The organism is Leptospiraceae bacterium, from assembly GCA_015075105.1.
Taxonomy (GTDB): domain Bacteria; phylum Spirochaetota; class Leptospiria; order Leptospirales; family Leptospiraceae; genus JABWCC01.
The window spans coordinates 1,351,416-1,365,626 of record JABTUZ010000002.1 but is presented as its reverse complement, the minus strand read 5'-3'; the positions used below and the strand labels follow the sequence as shown (position 1 = coordinate 1,365,626).

The 14,211-nt window shown below is 34.3% G+C and carries 17 protein-coding genes; 6 read left to right on the top strand and 11 right to left on the bottom strand.

The genetic code is table 11. From position 1 onward, the window contains the following. The first annotated feature begins 50 nt into the window (after window positions 1–50). Window positions 51–380: a hypothetical protein gene (locus HS129_16410; protein MBE7413619.1), complete on the top strand. Its 330-nt coding sequence runs from the start codon at window positions 51–53 to the stop codon at window positions 378–380. A 133-nt stretch (window positions 381–513) separates the two neighbouring features. Here HS129_16410 and HS129_16405 read toward each other — a convergent pair whose 3' ends face one another. The 6 genes from HS129_16405 to HS129_16380 all read right to left on the bottom strand — a co-directional run bounded on the left by HS129_16405 (window position 514) and on the right by HS129_16380 (window position 4,444). After that, the gene (locus HS129_16405) at window positions 514–699 is read right to left on the bottom strand and encodes a hypothetical protein (protein MBE7413618.1); all 186 of its coding nucleotides are present in this window, start codon (window positions 697–699) and stop codon (window positions 514–516) included. Between the two features lie 316 nt (window positions 700–1,015). Continuing rightward, window positions 1,016–2,116 carry a carboxynorspermidine decarboxylase gene (gene nspC, locus HS129_16400; protein ID MBE7413617.1) on the bottom strand — a complete coding sequence of 367 codons (1,101 nt, stop codon included), beginning with the start codon at window positions 2,114–2,116 and terminating at the stop codon, window positions 1,016–1,018. Further along, the gene (locus tag HS129_16395) at window positions 2,106–2,438 is read right to left on the bottom strand and encodes a DUF86 domain-containing protein (GenBank protein ID MBE7413616.1); all 333 of its coding nucleotides are present in this window, start codon (window positions 2,436–2,438) and stop codon (window positions 2,106–2,108) included. The genes nspC and HS129_16395 overlap by 11 nt, the downstream gene beginning before the upstream one ends. Then, entirely contained in the window at window positions 2,428–2,805 is a 378-nt protein-coding gene (locus tag HS129_16390; protein MBE7413615.1) for a hypothetical protein, read from the bottom strand. The genes HS129_16395 and HS129_16390 overlap by 11 nt, the downstream gene beginning before the upstream one ends. Window positions 2,806–2,890: 85 nt before the next feature. Beyond that, window positions 2,891–3,790 (bottom strand): S-adenosylmethionine decarboxylase, encoded by a 900-nt coding sequence (locus HS129_16385; GenBank protein ID MBE7413614.1) that lies wholly within the window; start codon window positions 3,788–3,790, stop codon window positions 2,891–2,893. 225 nt (window positions 3,791–4,015) lie between these two features. Further along, complete coding sequence (locus HS129_16380; GenBank protein ID MBE7413613.1) at window positions 4,016–4,444, bottom strand: S-adenosylmethionine decarboxylase proenzyme; 429 nt, start codon at window positions 4,442–4,444, stop codon at window positions 4,016–4,018. A 210-nt stretch (window positions 4,445–4,654) separates the two neighbouring features. On the opposite strand from HS129_16380, the gene HS129_16375 reads away from it, so the two are divergent. The 4 genes from HS129_16375 to HS129_16360 all read left to right on the top strand — a co-directional run bounded on the left by HS129_16375 (window position 4,655) and on the right by HS129_16360 (window position 6,105). After that, window positions 4,655–5,083: a thioredoxin family protein gene (locus HS129_16375; protein ID MBE7413612.1), complete on the top strand. Its 429-nt coding sequence runs from the start codon at window positions 4,655–4,657 to the stop codon at window positions 5,081–5,083. Between the two features lie 69 nt (window positions 5,084–5,152). Then, the gene (locus HS129_16370) at window positions 5,153–5,437 is read left to right on the top strand and encodes a DUF883 family protein (GenBank protein ID MBE7413611.1); all 285 of its coding nucleotides are present in this window, start codon (window positions 5,153–5,155) and stop codon (window positions 5,435–5,437) included. Continuing rightward, window positions 5,438–5,812: a hypothetical protein gene (locus tag HS129_16365; GenBank protein MBE7413610.1), complete on the top strand. Its 375-nt coding sequence runs from the start codon at window positions 5,438–5,440 to the stop codon at window positions 5,810–5,812. It begins immediately after the preceding gene. Window positions 5,813–5,874: 62 nt separating this feature from the next. After that, window positions 5,875–6,105: a hypothetical protein gene (locus HS129_16360; GenBank protein ID MBE7413609.1), complete on the top strand. Its 231-nt coding sequence runs from the start codon at window positions 5,875–5,877 to the stop codon at window positions 6,103–6,105. 11 nt (window positions 6,106–6,116) lie between these two features. Here HS129_16360 and pyk read toward each other — a convergent pair whose 3' ends face one another. The 5 genes from pyk to HS129_16335 form a co-directional block, all read right to left on the bottom strand. Continuing rightward, the gene (gene pyk / locus HS129_16355) at window positions 6,117–7,538 is read right to left on the bottom strand and encodes a pyruvate kinase (protein ID MBE7413608.1); all 1,422 of its coding nucleotides are present in this window, start codon (window positions 7,536–7,538) and stop codon (window positions 6,117–6,119) included. Between the two features lie 25 nt (window positions 7,539–7,563). Continuing rightward, a complete protein-coding gene (locus HS129_16350) occupies window positions 7,564–9,528 on the bottom strand; it encodes a hypothetical protein (GenBank protein MBE7413607.1) in 1,965 nt (654 codons plus the stop codon). 112 nt (window positions 9,529–9,640) lie between these two features. Further along, window positions 9,641–10,693, bottom strand: coding sequence for an aspartate-semialdehyde dehydrogenase (asd, locus tag HS129_16345; GenBank protein MBE7413606.1), 1,053 nt, complete (start codon window positions 10,691–10,693; stop codon window positions 9,641–9,643). Window positions 10,694–10,773: 80 nt separating this feature from the next. Continuing rightward, window positions 10,774–12,519 carry a SpoIIE family protein phosphatase gene (locus HS129_16340; GenBank protein MBE7413605.1) on the bottom strand — a complete coding sequence of 582 codons (1,746 nt, stop codon included), beginning with the start codon at window positions 12,517–12,519 and terminating at the stop codon, window positions 10,774–10,776. A 58-nt stretch (window positions 12,520–12,577) separates the two neighbouring features. Continuing rightward, on the bottom strand, window positions 12,578–13,267 hold the full coding sequence (locus tag HS129_16335) for a hypothetical protein (protein ID MBE7413604.1): 690 nt from the start codon (window positions 13,265–13,267) through the stop codon (window positions 12,578–12,580). Window positions 13,268–13,422: 155 nt separating this feature from the next. Here HS129_16335 and HS129_16330 point away from each other — a divergent pair, with 155 nt between their 5' ends. After that, window positions 13,423–14,211 carry an SDR family NAD(P)-dependent oxidoreductase gene (locus HS129_16330; protein ID MBE7413603.1) on the top strand — a complete coding sequence of 263 codons (789 nt, stop codon included), beginning with the start codon at window positions 13,423–13,425 and terminating at the stop codon, window positions 14,209–14,211.

Sequence of the window (14,211 nt, the reverse complement as noted above, 5' to 3'; positions counted from 1 at the left end):
TCGGTTGCTATTATTAGTAATTCTCCGGGGACAAAGAATTTAAAAAATCAATGAACGATGCAATAGGATATGTTCTTACTAATTACTATGAGTGGGATATGACACTCATGGAGAGGAAGGCAATCAAATCCGCAACCGATTATTCAATCACAGACGATGAGCGTATTGGACGTGTATGCGATCTATTGGCGACATTCGGGATTCAGGACAAACCAGAGTTCGACATGTTTTTTCAGTTTGTACGAGATGAGCCGGAGGAATACAGTTCAGCAGCCTCATTTCTTGGTAAAAAAGGGGGGTCGGTAATATCTCTCATAAAAGCCAAAACATCCCGTGAGAACGGGAAAAAAGGCGGTCGTCCGAAAAAGAAAAATGATTAATTTTTGTACAAAGTTGCTTTTCGGCACGGAAAATTGTCAAATTTTATTCCGAAAAGCAACTTTCTGAAAAGTCTTTTTCAATCCCTATATATAGTTCACACTTACCCGCACAAAGCCACTTTCAATTTTGCACTTATATAGATTTCGTTAAATGAAGAGTCCTGAATTTGTCTGGAATTCCTGAAATTCCACAAATGGAAATTTTTTCGATTTCGTGAATTTCAGGAGCAATTTTACATAGTGCACTATAGAGTTTATATCCATGGTCACTCGTAATCCTTTCTCCAATAACTGGCATTGCAATTTCAATTACTTTCATATTTCCTCTATCTTTAATAGTACTATACCACAACAACCGGACAAATTAGGTATGTTACAGAATATTTTTTAAATTAAATTTTAAAAAAATTTAGAATAATTTGAAAAAGTCAACATAATTAATCGAAAATATAGATTTCACTCTAAAATTGCTTTAAATACTCTTCATTAGTTGGACAAATAAGTGGAAATATTTCTTCAATAGGGTCAAAAACACCTTTGTTTCCTTACTCTTCAGTTTCTGATGGTCTATTCTATAAGATTCGTGCAGATGGAAAGTTTTAATTAGATATATAAGCGTTATACGATACTGCTATTTAACTAAGACAATTTAGGAAATCTTCGTAACAAAAACTTCTTATAACTTCCAATTTACCGTCTAACCGTTTCACTACTATGGAGGGCATCTTTACTCCATTAAACCAATTCTTTTTTACCATAGTATAGCCTGCCATGTCTGAAAAAGTAATCGTATCCCCTACTCTAAGTTTTTTAGAGAAACTATAAGTTCCGAATACATCTCCTGCAAGACAAGTTCTACCTGCAATGATATACTCATAGCTTCCTTTTTCATTTTCTATTTTAGCGGAAAGGTTGTAGATAAGTAGATCTAAAGCGTGCGCTTCTACTGAAGAATCTACGATTGCAATTTCTTTTTCGTTGTGAACTATATCTAGTATACTCGTAACAAGCTGTCCAGACATAGTGATCGAAGCCTCTCCCGGTTCAAAGTAAACTTGAACTTGAAATTCATCGGAGAATTTTTTAATTCTATCACAGAATTTATCGAACGGATAATTTTCTTTGGTAAAATAAATCCCGCCACCGAGGCTCACCCATTCTAATTTTTGTAAAATATCGTAATAGTTTTTTGAAATAGTATCTAATATATTACAAAAACTTTCAAAGTCATCGTTATCACAATTGCAATGGAACATTACACCACGAATAATTCCAATTGACTTTTGTATTTCCTCTGAGTTAGTAACCCCGAGTCGTGAATATTTTCTTGCAGGGTTTGCAAGATCAAAATTGGAATGGCTGATTCTAGGGTTGATACGGATTCCAAGATTGGAATTTTTTACAATTGGGTAGAATCGCTGGAGTTGAGAATAGGAATTAAAAATAATTTTTGTACTAAAGTTTTTCACTTCTAGGATTTCTTCTTCAGACCATGCAACACTATAGGCATGTACTTCTTTCCCGAATTTTTCTTTTCCAAGTTTTGCTTCATATAGAGAGCTGGAAGTTGTTCCGTCCATATATTTTTTCATTAAATCAAAAACTGACCAAGTGGAAAAACATTTTAGTGCGAGTACCGATTTTGCATCTGTCCTAGTTTTAAGAAGTGCAATCTTTTCTAGATTCTTTACAAGTTTGGCTTCATCTATTAGGTAGTATGGTGTTTCAATTTTCATTTAAAAGTTTAAAAACTTCCTTTTTTAGTATTGGTAAATGATTTACTAGTATTTCCCAGATTTGAGTATTTTCAATTTCATCATAGCTGTGTGCTATTTTGTTGCGAGTATTGATAATTGCTCTCGAACTAGCTATAGGAACATTTGGGTCTAATTCAAAAATTCTTTTTATCGCCTCTCCGATTATCTCTAAATTTCTTTCTACAGCATGTTGAAGCATACTATCGTATTTCTCAAAATTTTTATCTGTGCCAAAATAGTTTTCGATATTTTCTAATGAACTGTGAATAGAGTATAGAGATTGGAAATATCTATTCTTCATAGATGAGTAATTTAGTACTATTTAATTCTTTTTTAAAATATGGGTTTTTAGGTGTTGATTCTTGGAAAATGTTTACATTCCTTTGTAATTCATCTTCAATTGCAAATTGTAAATCCCACATTATTTTTCCTTTTAGAAGTGGGTCATTTATTTCAGGATTAAAATTTATGACGCTACTGTAAAAACCCCTTTCAGGGCTTTTTGCAGGTACGCCAATTATTAAAATATCTAAATCACTTTTTGTGTTGAAGTCATTTTTTAATATATATTTTCGGAATAGACTAAGCAGGTTCGGTATATTTTTTTTTATAGAAGGATGAATCTTTTCAAGATTGGATTTTAGTATATCGACACTTACAGCCTTCATAATTATTTAAGACTAATTGGATTACTATTTTTGGTCAAACAGAAAAATTACCGGCAGAGAAAGATCTTCTGCCGGTAAAGTTTTTTTAGTAACGATTCGTTACTGTGAGGCGCATATCTCCGCCTTTAAAATATTTTTTTGTAAACTCGGATGCAACCTTAGGGTTATATGCCTTACAAGAGAAAATATCTATGTAAGAAGTATTTGTCTCGTTTGCAAAGTGGGCAGAGATACAAGAAGTTTCAATTAGTTGAAACATAGAGTATCCAGCTACCCTTTCGTCTTCACCAAAATGAACTACATGGCATTCTCCAAATCTTTTCATCTCGATTAGATCGCAAAGCTCATAGACATACTTACGAATTGCTTCTGCGTCTCGAATAAGAGAGCCGTCACAATTTTCTAAGTCTATACTTGTGAGCATTCCCCATGCCTTGTCTTCAAATTTAGGAAGAACTCTTAAACTTGGGTCAGAGTCGATTTTACGCTGGATATAGTCTGAAAAATATCCATTGTATTTTTCTCTTAAATCCCTTTTTGCATAGCCGCTTTTTTTATTTGCGAAACTACGATTCATTAAAGGGTCAAAAGTAATCTCTTCACCTTCTGAGATAGCTCTCATTGCAACAAGTGCAATTTGTCCGTTAAAACCACAGTTGGGGTTAGAGCTATGCTTGATTAGATTGATTGGATCCGGACCGTCGTCGTGCACAGGGCTAAAAAGATACAAGTCTTCGCTGATCTGGTGGGTTGTTCCCTGTTCGATCATATCAGGAAGCTCGTTTCTGTGGATTACTTTTCCACCCCAAACCGCAACAGTTTCTCCTTTCTGAATTTCATTAGATGCAACTAATGTAAATTCATTAGCAGGTAACTCAATCAAATCCAGTTTTCTGGAAATATAAGAAAACTGTGAATTAACTACATTTTTATTTTTTAGTTTCAATGGCTTTCTCCATAGACAAAAATTGGTTTTCTGCCGCATAATTCAAACCCAGGAGGTGGTTCGAGAGATAGTAGGCCGGCAAATATCTCAATTTTGACAAAAAATCTTTTCTGAAAGAAATAGATTTTTTGATAGACCCAGCGAGACCTTTGAGTAAGGTCCCTAAGAAGGTGTCTGTGTTGTCCACAGAGAATCTCTGGATTTTTCTTTTGACTGAGGAGAGAAACCCGCCGGGTTCCTCTTTTTCTTCTTTAACTAAGAAATTCATGTTTTTGGTACCGGGGGCTTTGAAAGCATAGGTGAGTGAGGAGTAATCCCCGGTTTGTGTGGTAAATCCACGCCTAAGTCGAGTAATCCTCTCTTTAATTCTACAACAGAAAGGTTTTTAGCAAAAAGCTTGTCTCTAAGGTGGTTTAGTGCCTTGTAGTTATCAATTAAATCTCCACAAGTAAAAATATCTACTGCAGAATAACCATATTCCGGCCAAGTATGGATTGCAAAGTGAGACTCAGATACAACCACTACCCCGGTGATTCCATGGGGGTTGAATTTATGAAAGATGGATTTTTCAATCGTTGCACCTGAAAGCTCAACTGTTTCAAGCATCACATCTTCAATCAATTCTTGATTGTTGATAATTTCTTTGTCGCAGTCGTATAGTTCTGCTATTACATGCTTTCCAAGTCCGTTCATGAAAAAGGGTTATTCCACCTCCGAAATAAAATAATAAATTTGAAATTTGACTGTGGAATATATCGAGCTAAAAAGTCAATCGAATAAATCATTTAAGTACATTTTTTTTCTTTTTCTGCAAAATTTTTTAAAAAAAAGATGAAAAACAGAGGTTTCACAAATAATTTTTAGTATCTGGAATATTTTGGTAAAAAGAATCATACATTCCATATGGAAAATAAATATTTTCAAGCTGTGGCAGTTTTTATTTTAATTATTAATCTTTTTCAAATCAAGTGTAAACAAAATTTGAATCGTACTCTTTCTTGGCAGACAGAAAAAAAAGAAGCGTTTCAAATTGCAGAGAAAGAAAATAAGAAAATAATTTTATTTTTTCAAAAAACGAATTGTAGAGAGTGTAAGGAACTCGAAAGAGTATTTATTTTAGCAGAAAAACTAAATTTAAGTCAAAATAGTTTTGTTTTTTTGTTGATCAAGGAAGGTCAGCCCGATTTTGAAGAATTTCTTTCTGACGATAGGTACTCTTTCTTGGTAAATAAAGAATTTTTTTTTGTAATATCCAATTTTTCTGAGGAAATTTTATTTGAAACCCAAGATTTTAACCTATTAAAAGATTTTATAGGGAATTTTAAAAAATAAATTATTTTTAATTAAAATTATGAATTTTTCTTGCAAAGGAAAGAATTTTTTGAAATATGAGGAATTGGAATGAAAACTTCAGACGAGTCAAAAAATTTTAAGTCCGAAATTGAAGCAAGAAAGCACGAAAGAAAATTAGTTAATGAAAGAGCGAGGGAAAAATACTTGGAACATGTATCAGATATAAAAGAAAGAATTAAGCAATTTGGTGGAGAAGCCGGTGAGAAGGCAAAGCAGATCATTGATAATGCAGGTGAGTATATTAAAGAAAATCCTCAAAAATCTGCACTAATCGGGCTTTCAGTCGGAGTAGGAATTGGAGTTTTGATCGGGATGTTAATCCGTAGAAAATAATTGGCAACAAAGTCCAGATCAAATAAAGAAACTACTTCAGGAAAGTTAAAACAAAATAGAAGCAATTCTATAATCGGGTATATCCTTCGGATTTTTGACCGAATCATTGAGTATTTTGAGACTTTACTGGTATATTTCGGTAAAATTATCCGGCAAAAAGTAAAGGATGTGTTCCTTCTATTCTTTTTACTCTTTATTTTTTCTATTTTCATTTTTGGGATGATTGTTTTTTTATCTGCGGGGCTATTTTTCTATATTCTTCAAACTTATTCGGGGAATTATATGCTTGCTTGTTTTACTATGGGTGGGGTGTATTTCTTGATTTTGATTGTTGTATTTATTTTTGTTTCCGGAAAATTGAAAAAAATACTCTAATTTTATGGCTCATCTTCAATTGAAACTTTGGAAAATCTCAAGCTCGATCGAAAAGGAATTCTATGTTTAAGAATATTCCTTTGAATCCTTTTGAAGGCGATAATGAGTTTAGTGAAAAATCTCCAAAAGATATGAGTCCAACTGAGCTTAGAATGTTACTGCATATCCAAAGGCAAAATTTGAAACTCGATATAGAAAAGCTCAACTCAAAAATTAACTATACGAAAGCTATTACAAAAATTTTAAAAGATTCCGGCTTATTAGAAAAAATTGAAAAACTTTTTCCTCATTAGAATCCCTACACTTATTTCACGTCTCTGATTTGAATGGTATCTACTCTGTCTGCACCGGCTATAACATCAGAAAGTATGACTACCTGATCCCCGCTTAGTACCATATTATTTTTTTTCAGAATTTCAATTGCGTGAGTTATCGTTTTTTCTGGGTCACTGGAAAAATCAACCCTGTAAGGAAGTACTCCTCGATTCAACCAGAGCTTTCTTCTGACAGAGGTCATATTCGTAAATGCGTGGATTGCAGGGTAAGATGGATGAAAATTGGTAACGTTATTTGCAGTCGTGCCTCTTCTTGTAATGACTATGATTGCAGGTGCAGAAATAGAATCTGCCAGTCTTGCAGCTGACCTTGCGAGTTCTTCTTTTTTTGAGGAAGGAGTTTTTTCTCTGACATACCCTACTCCTTCCGATTGTTCAATTCTCATAGCAATTTTATTCAACATTTCAACACACCGGATTGGAAACTTTCCTGAAGCGGTTTCTCCTGAAAGCATAATCGCGTCTGCCTCTTCATAGACTGCGTTGGCTACGTCTGTAACCTCTGCTCTGGTGGGAGAAGGATTGTGAATCATACTTTCGAGTAAATGAGTAGCGACGATTACTCTTTTGCCTGCAAGTGCACATTCTTTAATGATCTTTCTTTGGATGATTGGGAGTTCTTCGATTTCAATTTCTACTCCAAGGTCACCTCTTGCAACCATGACTCCATCTGCAACAGCAATGATTTCTTTAAAATTCCTGACTCCTTCTTGGTCTTCTATTTTTGCGATGATTTGAGCGTGACCGTTGTTTTCTTCTATAATTTGTCTTAGTTGAATTACGTCATCAGGAGAGCGAACAAAAGAAAGTGCGATAAAATCTATATCTTCGGATAACCCAAATAATATATCCTTATAATCTCTCGGGGTAATAGACGGCATATTGACCCTGATTCCGGGTAGATTAATATGCTTTCTACTTCCAAGTTTTCCACCATCTATAACTTCGCATACCAATTCATTTTCTTTGATTTCGAGTACTTTTAAATTAATGAGACCGTTATCTACAGTGACCTTATCACCAATTTTTAGGTCTTTTACAATATCGTTGTAGTTTACATACACCGAGGTTTCTTCTGCTTCTTTTCCAGGTATGATGTGAAATGTAAATTTCTCTCCAACTTTTAAATCTAATTCAGTATTCAATTCGCCTGTACGAATTTCAGGTCCTTGAGTATCCATGAGTAAAGCAATCGGATATTTTAAATCTTTGTTTAGACTTTTTATTTTTTTGATAATCTTACCGTGAGACTCGTGATTTCCGTGGCTCATGTTGAGTCTTGCGATATTCATTCCTGCTTCTGCAAGTTTTTTGATCATTTCTGTACTTGAAGTTGCAGGACCTATTGTACAGATGATTTTTGTTTTACGAAAAATAGTTCTATTTTCCACACACGCCCCTTTTTGTCGAATAGCCTTATAATTTTGGTAGGATTCTTTCTAGAAACTCTTCGAGTGAACTAGATAGATCGAATTTTTCTTGGTTTGGCATAAGACTATTTCTTTGCTCGTCTGATTCTTTTTTTGCTTTATCTAAAAGTTTTCTTCCAAATCTTTTTAGATAATGTCGGCTAATCAATATTGGCCAAGGATATTTATCCGGGTTTGCTTTAGACCGAATTTGATAAGAGTAAATTTCCTTTTGTGAATGCTTTTTTAAGAACATGACGAAAGCATCTTCGGTCATAGAGCTTCCAAGTTTTTGTAGTAGATATGTTCTATCTGGATATTCTCCCGCATTCCATGCGTCGTCTAAAAGGTCAATAATTTTTTGCAGTAATTCTTTTACCTGTTTTTCTTCGTCTGCATTCATAGGTAGATCATTTTCAGTGTTCGTAGAATTTTCTACAATATTTTCTGATTCATCTGGATTTTCTTCAAAAGATTCTTCTTTCATTCGGCTTGCTACTATTTTTGCCTTCTCTCTTTCCAACTTTTTGATTTTCCCAGAAGCAATTCTTTGTCTTTGTAAAATTTCTTGTCTTGCTTTGATCTGCTCTTTTTCTTGCTTGCTTACTTTAAATAAACCGAAAATACTTCTCCAAATTTTTGTAAAAAATGGGAGATAGTTAAAAAAGCTTGTGGATTCTAAATCTTCAAATTCTTTTTTTTGCTCGGTGTCTAAAATATCCATAACATTCATTCTGGAAAGAATTCTGATTTCTGTATCGTTCTTAGATGAGTTATAGGTTTTTTTTGCCATAGCCACTGCTTGAGGAACACAATTTTTATGGAGGAGGTATTCAAAATAATCTCTACCCTTATCTGCGTATTCCGTAAACAGAATATTTTCGTTTGAAGAAATTGCTGAAATTAAATCTCTGTCGATAGGCTCTCCTTTGATTTTAATTTGGGACACATCCACTATCTTCCCTGTATTCTCTAAAATAGAAATGATCTCAGTGATTTTTTCTTTCTTCTCTTTTTTTTCTTTTTCTTCTAGATAGCTCTTGTAAAAATCAGAAAGAATCAAAAGCTCCTGAACAATTGTTTTCTGATCACCATAAGATTCGTTTAAATATGGCAAAGCAAGATTCCCAAGGTTTGCAAAGTCTTCTTTTTCTTCTTTAGATAAACTTCCGATTACGCCTATATTTTGCAAGTCTGGGATAATTCTAGTTTCAAGAAACTCCGCATAAATTCGCATTCGATTAAATATTTCATCTTTGTTATTATAAAAAAATACAGTTCGTCCTCTTGCCTTGATTGCATTTTCATTTTTGAAAACATAGAGTTGTTTCCCTTCTACAAGATCCTTTAATACAGGTCGTAAATTAATGGCTATGGTAACTTCTTTCATTTCCTTTGTTTCGTCAAAAGGATTGGAAAATAGCTTTTCGATTTCGGATGACGCGTATGTGTCTGAAAGTCTGTTGGCTTCAATTTTTGCGAATAGAACTTCTCTTAATTTTTCTATTGAAGGTGGTTTCCTGTGATTTGTGATCCATTTTTTTATTGCATTTACACTAATTTCGTTTGAGTAGTTTACATATCTGTGGGCTGAGCCAGAATCTAAATGAGAAGGACGACAAAAAACAACTTTAGATTTTAAAAAGGAAGAAATTGTACCTGAACTATCTTGTGCAGTCAAATCAAATTCCACTGTAGAAATCATACGGAAAATGGGAGGAGTGTATTTTGTGCAAAGCTCTTTGATGAATAGGTCAACTTTTTGTTTTTCTAAGCCTACATCTTTTGCTAATTGATCGGCTGTCGGTAAGATTTTATTTGCTAAGTATTTATCAGCCATTTCTGCTGTGAGGCTGAACATTTTATGAATTCCCTTGTACTGAAAATCTCCTCTTGATTCTAAACCTTGCACAGTTTGCAATGCAGTCGGGAAATCCAATACTCTTAGCTCTTGTAAACTATTATCTAACATAATTGCACTAACCGGTTTGTCCCAATATTACTTGATTGTTGGACTGGTAATTCAATTTTCGGCATTTTTCTTAGTTAAATTTCTATTTAACTAAGAAAAATTTACAATGTTTCTAATTTATTTTGACTAATCCTTTTTTGTAAGCAAGCTCTGCATTCAGGATAGCTGCACCTGCGGCTCCCCGAATAGTGTTGTGGCTTAGAACAACATATTTGAAGTCAAAAATCGGATCCTGTCTCAACCTTCCAACTACGGTAGTCATCCCTCCTCCTGTATTCAAGTCGAGTCTTGGTTGAGGTCTGTCTGCCTCTTCTCTATAAAGAATAGCTTTTTTTGGAGCTGAGGGCAAGTTTAACTTTTGAGGCTCTCCCGAAAAATTTTCCCAGAGTTTTTTTATTTCGGATTCTGTGGTTTTTGATTTTAATTTTACAGAAATACATACTGTGTGTCCGTCAAAAACAGGCACTCTATTGCAGTGAGCAGAAATCTGAAAGGAAGCGTTTACAATTTGCCCATTTTCAATTCTTCCGAGGCATTTCAAAGGCTCTAATTGAACTTTTTCTTCTTCACCTGAAATATACGGAATTACGTTTCCCAAAATATCCATAGTCGGTACTCCCGGATAACCGGCTCCAGAAATTGCTTGCATGGATACAAAAAAAACGGAATCAATGCCAAAGTTATCATAAATGGGTTTCAAACTAATTGTAGCTCCCATGATCGTGCAATTGGAATTTGTAATGATTTTTCCTTTTGTTTTCTGGAATTCTAACACGCTTAGGTGGTCTGGATTGACTTCGGCAGAAAGTATAGGAACATTTTTATCGTATCTATGATTTTTAGAATTGGAGATTACAAGAACCCCCGCATTTGCATATTCTGTTTCTACTTCTCCTGCAATATCGCTATCAAGCCCTGAAAACACAATGGAAACTCCGGGGGTTTCAGAAGGTTTTGGAAGAACAATCTTGATTTTTTTGGCGTAGTCAGGAATATCAGAGGAAATTTTCCATCTGGAAGACATAACTTCTTCGTAAGTTTTCCCGGCACTTTTTTCTGAAGCAGCAAGAGAAACTACTTCAAAGTATTCGTGATTTTCTAAGAGTTGAACAAATCTTTGTCCTACGGATCCGGTTGCGCCTAATATACCAACTTTTACTTTCATATCTATTTGACCTGATTTTTTAATAAAATTCTTTTATTTACCAGAGATTTCAGGGCAGGTGTTGAAAACAAGAACTTTCATTAGAGTCTCATTAATAGAAAAGTATAATCGTCGTGAACCTCGGCTTTTCCTTGAAAATTTTGAGTAGTAGAGCGAATCAATTTCTTCAACTCACCAATTGGTAAATCGCCATTGGATTCAATTAGGTTGACAAGTCTTTCTTCTCCAAACAAATCCCCTGATTCGTTTTCTGTCTCGGTGATTCCGTCTGTGTAGAGTAAGATCAAATCTCCTGTGGAATAATTTACGGTATGCTCAGAAAAAACAGATTCCCCAATTCCGAGAGGAGTTCCCTTCCCTGATAGAAATTCTACTTTTTTTTCCTTTGACTTGTAAAGCAATTGTCTATTGTGACCTGCACTGGAGTAGAGTAGTTTTTTGGTTTTAGAGTTGATCCGAATAAGCATGAGTGTTACAAACATAAAATATCCGGATCTTTCTCTGACTAAATAATTCGTGTTGGCAAGACTTTGACTTGTGGAGGTGCATCTTGCTGTTTCTTGGGCAATAATTGTTTTTGAAAACTCCATAAATAGCGCTGCTGGAATTCCCTTCCCGGAAACGTCTGCGATGATAATAGATACTTCTTCCGGGTTGTGATAAATTAAGTCATAGAAGTCTCCTCCAATTTCTTTCGATGCCTCATAAAATGTTTCGATTTCTAATTCACCGATTTTTTTAGGAATGTTAGGTAGAGAATATTTTTGAATTTCAGAGGCTATCTGCATGTCTCTGTCGATAGCCTCTAATTTTTCGTTTTGTTCTTTTACGAGAAGTGCGTTATACGCATCTGATATTTGATTTGAAATAGTTGTCACTACCCGTAAATCCATAAGGTCAAAGGCTTGCTTTGATTTTTTGTCCGCAACACTTAGAACTCCAATTACCTCGGTATCATTCTTAATAGGGACGGATAGAAAAGATTTTGTTTGGTAAATTTCCGGTCTTGAATAATTAAATTCTGATTGCTCTGTATTCTCTACTAAAATAGGCTCACCGGTCTTGAGTACTTTTGTAATAATATTTGAAGAAGATGAAATTATAGCAGAGTCTTCGTCTAAAGAAAATCCTGAAGAATTGGACACCTTATAAAAATCAGAATTCGGATCTTTAAAAACAATCGACACTCTGTTTACCGATAACACTTCTGAAATTGTTTTTACTGCGAGCTCTAAAAATTTATCAAGGTCAGAAATAGAAGATAGAGCTTGGCTGATTTGAAATAAACAGTCCAGCTCACTTACTCTGGATTTTAATTCATCGATCAGGATTCTATTTCTGATTGCGATTGCTGCAAGGTCAGATAGGTATTTTAATAATTGAATATCTTTTTCTTCAAATAATTGCCTGTCGATAGAATTTACTGCTTCCAGTACTCCTTGAATCTCTCCTTGTGCAATCATTGGTACACAAATCAGATTTTTAGTTTGAAATCCTGCTTTTTCGTCTATGTTCCTGTAAATCCTAGGGTCATTTTTTGCATCGTTTACAATTATAGATTCTAAAGTTTCCAGTACATACCCTGCGATTCCCTTTCCACGGGGGACTTTCAGGTCAGACAAATTTTCTCCTTTGTCTCCTTTCACTACTTTGAAAATAAGAGAGTCCGATTCTTTGTCGTACAAAAGTAGTGAGCAACCCTCTGTGTTCAAAATTTCTCTGGTGGTGTCCATAATATTTCCAAGCAGTTCTTTCAAATCATCTGTAGAGTTGATTCGACTTGTAATATAGGAAATCAGTTGAAGGGTGAGCCGTTTTTGCGACATGTTTCTATTTTCTGAACTTGAATGGGATTGTCAAGATATTTAGGGGTTGTATTATTTATTATCTCGTTATAGAAGAAGGGATGGGAGTGTTGAATTTATATTTTCTGAAATCAGCCTGAATTCGGATTTTTTTTATCGTATCTTTTTCTCGTAACACTACATTTAGAATGGATTGGCTTGGCTCTTGAAATTCTAATTCATCCTCAAAGTTCAAACTCAATTGATAACTCTGAATTTCTTTTCCAAGTAAAACAGGCTCAGAGATGATTTTTTTAATTCTGTAATCTTTTAGTCTTATCCAAATCTCTCCTTTTTCATTTTTGTGGCTTTTGGTTTGTTTGGGAGTGACAGAGTATTTTATAAAGTTATCGTGATAAGAAATAACCTGAAATCGAAATAGAGACATCCCATTTTTGGATAACCAATCATTTTTTTGTCTTTCGGTTTTCTCTAAGTTTCCGTATATCTCCTGCTCTATCCCATTGATTTTTTTTTCTTTGATAAGAAAGTAGTATTTATTTGGTGAGACAAAATACCCTATTTGTTTTCGTTTTTCTGTTTGAGATTCAGAAGTATTTTGAACGATAGTTGTTGTTAAGATTTCCTGCTCGACTTGGTACGTTTTTAGCTTTTCTCTTTCTGATCGATATTTTTCCGCAGCTTTTATGATAGGGATTGGTATTTCTGAGGTTGATAGTATAGAGTTAAATAAAAATAAAAATCCAATTAACCAAGTAAACTCTTTCATAGGTTCAAAAGTTATAATGAAAATTTATGTTTTTATTCCTATTATTTTTTTGTTTTGAGAAAGAATATATTTTGATTTTGTATCCAAAATTTATTTATACTCTTGCAAAAACGACTTGTAAGAATATTCGACCAATTCAAGTTATTCATTAAATTATGAAACTTGATTTGTGGAAAACTAAAACTATACTAATATCCGGTGCTTCCAGTGGAATCGGACTCGCTCTTGCAAATGTGTTGTCAACGATTCCGTGTAAGATTTTTGCGGTTGCAAAAGACTTGCCGGTTGTTTCAAAAGGAATGGCAGAAATCGTACCTGTTCAATGCGACATTAGCTCAGATAAGGATTTAAAAAAACTACAAAAGAAAGTATTTTCCAATACCGAAAATTTAGATGTACTTTTCAATAATGCAGGGATCACGACTCACGGCAGGTTTGATGAAACGAAAATAGAAGTGTTTAGAAAAACTTTCGATATTAATTTTTTTGGCACAGTTCACTTGACTATGCTTTTACTTCCTTTGATTAAAGCCGCAAAAGGGGTGATTATTACTACCTCAACTGTATCCGGATTGTATGGGATCCCGGGTAGATCGGCGTACTCTTCTTCTAAATCAGCTTTGCATGCAGTTTTTGAATCTCTTAGAATTGAGCTTATGGAAGAAAAAGTGCGGTCGATTTTATTCTGTCCACCTTACACAAAAACAAATTTAAGAACTTCCGGGTTAGACGCAAAAGGCAATACGTTAGACGAAAGCCAACACCACGGAAAGATTAAAACTCCAGAAGAGGTCGCACAGGCTATGTTGCAAGCAGTAGAAAATCCAAGATCTAGGCTTGTAACTATGGATAAGTCTGGTAATTTTGTAAAATGGATGAGGCTTTTTGCTCCTGCGAAATTAGAGAAAATTCTTTTCAAGAAATTGTATAAAGATTTCCATTGA

Bases quoted from the DNA above. Each gene is read 5' to 3' on its own strand.
- HS129_16410 (MBE7413619.1), top strand. From the start codon at position 51: ATGAACGATGCAATAGGATATGTTCTTACTAATTACTATGAGTGGGAT.
- HS129_16385 (MBE7413614.1), bottom strand. From the start codon at position 3,790: ATGCGGCAGAAAACCAATTTTTGTCTATGGAGAAAGCCATTGAAACTA.
- HS129_16330 (MBE7413603.1), top strand. From the start codon at position 13,423: ATGAAACTTGATTTGTGGAAAACTAAAACTATACTAATATCCGGTGCT.
- HS129_16360 (MBE7413609.1), top strand. From the start codon at position 5,875: ATGTTTAAGAATATTCCTTTGAATCCTTTTGAAGGCGATAATGAGTTT.
- HS129_16395 (MBE7413616.1), bottom strand. From the start codon at position 2,438: ATGAAGAATAGATATTTCCAATCTCTATACTCTATTCACAGTTCATTA.
- HS129_16390 (MBE7413615.1), bottom strand. From the start codon at position 2,805: ATGAAGGCTGTAAGTGTCGATATACTAAAATCCAATCTTGAAAAGATT.
- HS129_16340 (MBE7413605.1), bottom strand. From the start codon at position 12,519: ATGTCGCAAAAACGGCTCACCCTTCAACTGATTTCCTATATTACAAGT.
- asd (MBE7413606.1), bottom strand. From the start codon at position 10,693: ATGAAAGTAAAAGTTGGTATATTAGGCGCAACCGGATCCGTAGGACAA.
- HS129_16350 (MBE7413607.1), bottom strand. From the start codon at position 9,528: ATGTTAGATAATAGTTTACAAGAGCTAAGAGTATTGGATTTCCCGACT.
- nspC (MBE7413617.1), bottom strand. From the start codon at position 2,116: ATGAAAATTGAAACACCATACTACCTAATAGATGAAGCCAAACTTGTA.
- HS129_16375 (MBE7413612.1), top strand. From the start codon at position 4,655: ATGGAAAATAAATATTTTCAAGCTGTGGCAGTTTTTATTTTAATTATT.
- HS129_16405 (MBE7413618.1), bottom strand. From the start codon at position 699: ATGAAAGTAATTGAAATTGCAATGCCAGTTATTGGAGAAAGGATTACG.
- HS129_16380 (MBE7413613.1), bottom strand. From the start codon at position 4,444: ATGAACGGACTTGGAAAGCATGTAATAGCAGAACTATACGACTGCGAC.
- HS129_16370 (MBE7413611.1), top strand. From the start codon at position 5,153: ATGAAAACTTCAGACGAGTCAAAAAATTTTAAGTCCGAAATTGAAGCA.
- HS129_16335 (MBE7413604.1), bottom strand. From the start codon at position 13,267: ATGAAAGAGTTTACTTGGTTAATTGGATTTTTATTTTTATTTAACTCT.